The organism is Actinosynnema sp. NPDC023658, from assembly GCF_040639995.1.
In the GTDB taxonomy this organism is placed as follows: Bacteria; Actinomycetota; Actinomycetes; order Mycobacteriales; family Pseudonocardiaceae; genus Actinosynnema.
This window is the reverse complement of sequence record NZ_JBFAAX010000468.1, coordinates 1-4,594: the sequence shown is the minus strand read 5'-3', so window position 1 is coordinate 4,594 and position 4,594 is coordinate 1. Positions and strand designations below refer to the sequence as shown.

2 protein-coding genes and 1 pseudogene are annotated in these 4,594 nt (G+C 68.6%); all 3 read left to right on the top strand.

Going from position 1 to position 4,594, the window contains the following annotated elements:
* The coding region (locus AB0G02_RS29100; RefSeq protein WP_360800013.1) for a transposase at positions 1-372 on the top strand (372 nt) is incomplete at its 5' end.
* Positions 373-588: 216 nt separating this feature from the next.
* Positions 589-1,307 (top strand): annotated as a pseudogene (locus AB0G02_RS29095) (CHAT domain-containing protein).
* A 436-nt stretch (positions 1,308-1,743) separates the two neighbouring features.
* A partial coding sequence (locus AB0G02_RS29090; RefSeq protein WP_360800010.1) for a hypothetical protein occupies positions 1,744-4,594 on the top strand: 2,851 nt, incomplete at its 3' end.

Here is a 4,594-nt window from a genome sequence, read left to right as displayed (position 1 = left end):
GGCGCGGGTGAACTGTTGGCTCGACTGGACAACGCCAAGATCCATAATGGACTGAAGGTGCAGCCGCCGTCCCGGGTCAAGGGACATTTCCCCAAGGACCGCTTCGATATCGATCTCGACGCCCGGACCGTGACATGCCCGGCCGGGACGACCACGACCATCCGTCCCCTCGACCACAAGCGTCACACGGGGATCGCCGAGTTCGGCGATGCCTGCGCCGGCTGTCCGCTGTCCGCCCGATGCACCACCGCCAAAGCCGGACGCACGATCACCGTCGGCCACTACGAGGCGCAGGTGGCCGCCGGTCGTGCCCGGCAGACCGACCCCGTCTGGAAGGCCGACTACCGGGCGAACGCAAGATCGGCCACCTGATGCGCCGTCGTCACGGAGGACGCCGCGCCCGCGTCCGAGGACGACTCAAGGTCGCCGCCGACTTCTCACTGCTCGCCGCCGCGGTCAACCTCGCACGCCTCGACGTGCTCGGAATCGCCCACACCGCAAGCGGCTGGACCACCGCCTGACCAACGCCACCGGACAGCCCTCAGGGCACACACCCCTCTCCAGCGTCATACCGACCAGAACCGCGCCCTGTCCCACAGAACAGGCCCGACGAGAACCGCCACCCCACCGGCAACCAGCCAAACGCAGACCAGGCCAACTGGCCTCAAGTCTCCGTTCGACACCAGTCACCTAGCCCACGCGCACCGCAGACCACCCGCCTCCACTCGCCGCCAGCTGGTCATCGCGCTGTCCTCCACACCCGGCCTGCCCCCGCTGCCGGCGACCGTCGCCGAAGCCAACGCGCTCGCCGACGACGCACCCGACCGGCTCGTGCTGCTCGACGAGGACGCCACAGCCGCCCGCGTGCTGACCGCCCTCACCACGAGCACCTGGACGCACTTCGCCTGCCACGCCGACACCGACCCGACCGCACCCTCGCACGGCGGCCTGCACCTGCACGACGGCCGGCTACCGATCGGCCGGATCACCGGGTTGCGGCTCGACCGGGCGGAACTGGCCTACCTGTCGGCCTGCTCGACCGCCCGCACCAGCCTGTGGCACGCCGACGAGGCGATCCACCTGGTCTCGGCGTTCCACCTGGCCGGGTACCGCCACGCATCGGCAGCCTCTGGCCGCTGGCCGACAATGTCGCGTCTGACGCCGCCGCAACCTTCTACCGCGAACTGCCACCCTTGCCCGAACCCCACGACTTCGCACCGGCCCTGCACCGCGTTGTCCGAGGACTCAGGGACCAGCACCCCGACCGTCCGGACCTCTGGGCCTCCTTCATCCACAGTGGCCCGTGACGGGGATGTGCGCAACCGATCGTCTCCGGCACCCGGCAGCGCAGTTCCCGCGGGCGCGACAAGTTCACCCTGCCGTCGTTCGGCCGGGCGGCCTTCGTCGTGTCGGACCGTAGGCTCCTGCAACCGAAGACGCGCCGAGTTGACCCGGCGAGGTGAAGGGGGCAGGGGCGCAGCTCGACTTCGGAGACGTCCCCGCGTGGGTGGCGGCCGTCGTGGCGCTCGGTTCGATGGCGGTCGCGATCGTCGCCACTGTGTTCGTCTGGTCGTGCGCAGGCCTCGGCGTACTCGTGGCGTCAGCCGGTCCGGGTGTGGCCTGGTTGGAGGACGGCGTGTCGCGGAACAACCGGTGGGTCGCCTTGGTTCACACTGAGTTATGGAGAATGGCGACTCTTCCGGACAGCCCCTTCCCGACCTCTCCCCTGAGGTGGTGGGGCGCGTGCTCGAGGAGTTGCCTGAGCGGGGCGAGAAGGTGGTGGCCTGCGTTCGGACGGCAGCGGCGCTGCTCGGATGGGCGGAGAAGGACGAGTCGGGTCTGCGGTTCGCCGAGAGTGCCGCGTACAACCTGCGCCAGAGCCTGGACGCGGTCGTCGAGGACACCGCCCCGCCTGAAAGCGACCTGCGCGCGATCCTTAACGCATGGAAGAACTACCAGGCGGTGCTGGACAGCCTCGGCGGTGCTGGGGACGCCCCGCTGCGGGAACTGCACGACACTTTGCGGCGAGTCTCGGAGAAGAAGCAGCAGCATTCCTTCCACGCCAACCGACTGCTCGGGTACCTGCGCGGCAAGGCCGGCGTTGATCCCCTCCCTGGGGAACTCAGCCCTGTGGGGGAGTACGAGGACATCCGCGGTCAGGCGAACAAGGGCCTGCACGACAGGGCGGCGTTGGCTGCCGCGACGGCGCTGTACTACCGGACCGTGGCATGGTTCGTCCGTGTGTTCACCCCGCCGGACGCGTTGGTGGAGTCGTTGCGGGGTCTGGCTGCCGAGCCGTGGCAGGGTGCCCAGCAGATCGACCGGCTGCGCGTACTGGTGTCGAACCACCATCACCTGCGGCTGTTCTTCGGGCACTTGACCGACCCTGCCTGGCTGACGCCGCTGCACGAGGCAGGGATCGCTGCGCTGCCGGAACCGGGGATGCCGTGGCCTGTGGCTGGCGTGGCAGACGGACTCGGCCGCACCTCTCCACGACAGGTGGCGGACCTGTTGGAACGTCTGCTGGTCGACTGCTCGGCGCTGCCTCGCGACCAACAGGTGCAGCCTGGTTTCGAACTGCTCCGGGTCGCGTCACTGCTCGGGCACGACGCTCACGAAGTCGTGGCCAGAACGGCCGCCGCCTTCCCCGGTAACCGGGCGGTGCGCGCCTTGTCCGTCGGTGTGGCGAAGAAGGCCGATCCACATGATCCGCTCGTCGGACGGGTGGCCGACGTGGTGCTCAACGCCGAGCCTCACGACCGGGAACGCTACTACTACAAGACGGTGCTCGATCAACTGGTGGCCGGACTCGACGAGGACAACGTCGCCTCCCGCGGACGGATGCTGGCGGCCAAAGTGCGCCGGGCCGCACGCCATGAACGGGCGGGGTGGATCGTTCTGGGCGTCGCGCGGTTGACCGCCGACCTGCACGAGGACGACCGTGACTACCTCGTGATCGTCGTGCACTATCTCGCCCGTCTTCTCGACCGCGCCCGGGAATTGGGTGTACCGACCTCCGAGCTGCGGGCCTGGATCGACGGCACGCCCGGTGAGATCGGCGGGCGCCTGGTCTGCCGCGTCCTCACCGGAGCCGATGACGTGCCGCCCGAGGACAAGATCGACCACGTCACCGGTCGTCTCGCCTCATCGACCGTCACAGGCGACGACAAGGAGCTCATCGAGGACGTGCTCGCCACCGAGGCGACTTCCGATCAGCTCACCGCATGGGTCGATGCCCTCGGCACTCCGTCCGCGGACGCTCCCGACTCGGGCGTCTCCCCGCCGGATGACTGGGCGCGCGTGTGGCGGTGGTCTGCGGTGCTGCCTGCGGACCTCCTGACTTCGTGGCAAGACCCGATCGCGCAGGTGAACCTGCGCCACGGTCCGCTCGACCTCACTGCGTTCGAGCGCAGGACTCCGACGGTGATGGCGCTGTGGGGGCAGTCGGTGTACGTCGAGGACGACCTGAACACCATTCCCGTCCTCGACGCCGCCCGCCTCGTCGCGAGCTGGCGCCCCAGCGAGGAAAGCGAGCGGCGCCTGCAAAGCGCAAGGGAGCTGGCCCGGACGCTCCAAGCTGTCGTCGAGGCAACCCCGACCGCGTGGTCGACGGCTGCGACGACCGTGGTGACCACGCTGCGGGAACCGGTGTACGTACTGCACTACTTTCGTGCCCTGACCGCCAAGGCCAAGGACATCACGCCTGACACCTCCTCGATCATCGACGCCGCACGTATGGCTCGCACCGAACGCTGGACACCGACCGTCCTGGGCAATGACGACTTCGACTTCGAACCGGACTGGCACAACGTCGACACCGCCACCGTCGACCTTGTCGCGGCCCTGGCCTACGCCGACGCCCCGCTCACCAACCACCTGGACACCGTCCGGCAATGGGCACTCGACCTCGTCGACCTGACCGCCCGCCCCGGCGACGACGACAGCTTCGACGACCACGACGCACTCACCCGCGCGATCAACAACGCGCACGGTCGAGGACTCGAAGCCGTCCTGTCACTGGGACACTGGGAATTCCGCACCACCGGGTCCATCCACCCGGACTTCACCGCACTCCTCGACGACGTCCTCAACGTTCCCGCGCCGATCGGCGCGGAGTACCGGGCCATCCTGGCCCAACGACGCGTCGTACTCGAGGTCATCGTGCGAGACTGGCTGGAAGACAACACCTTTGCTCTGTTCGGCGACCACGATCTCGGTCTCGAGACCTTCGACCTGACCCTCAAGTACAGCGGCCAGGCCACCCCGTGGCTCTACGAACGACTACGTGACCGACTCCTGGATGCTGCCCGGCGACAGGCCGAACACGCGGCCAGGTGGCTCGCACTCGCCACGCTGCATGCCATACCCGGCTACGGCGCGGACGACATCCTCGACAGCCTCCGCGGAGACGTCGAAGCAATCTCGGCGTTCGCCGAAGAGATCGCCTTTCTCGTGCAAGGCAGCGACGCCGCCACACCACAACTGGACGCCGCCGTCGACCTCTGGCGTGCACTCCTCGACGCGAACCGCACCCTCGTTCCCGCTCAAGCCCTTCGCTCATCCGGACGCTGGGCCTTCGTCACCGGCCTTTCCG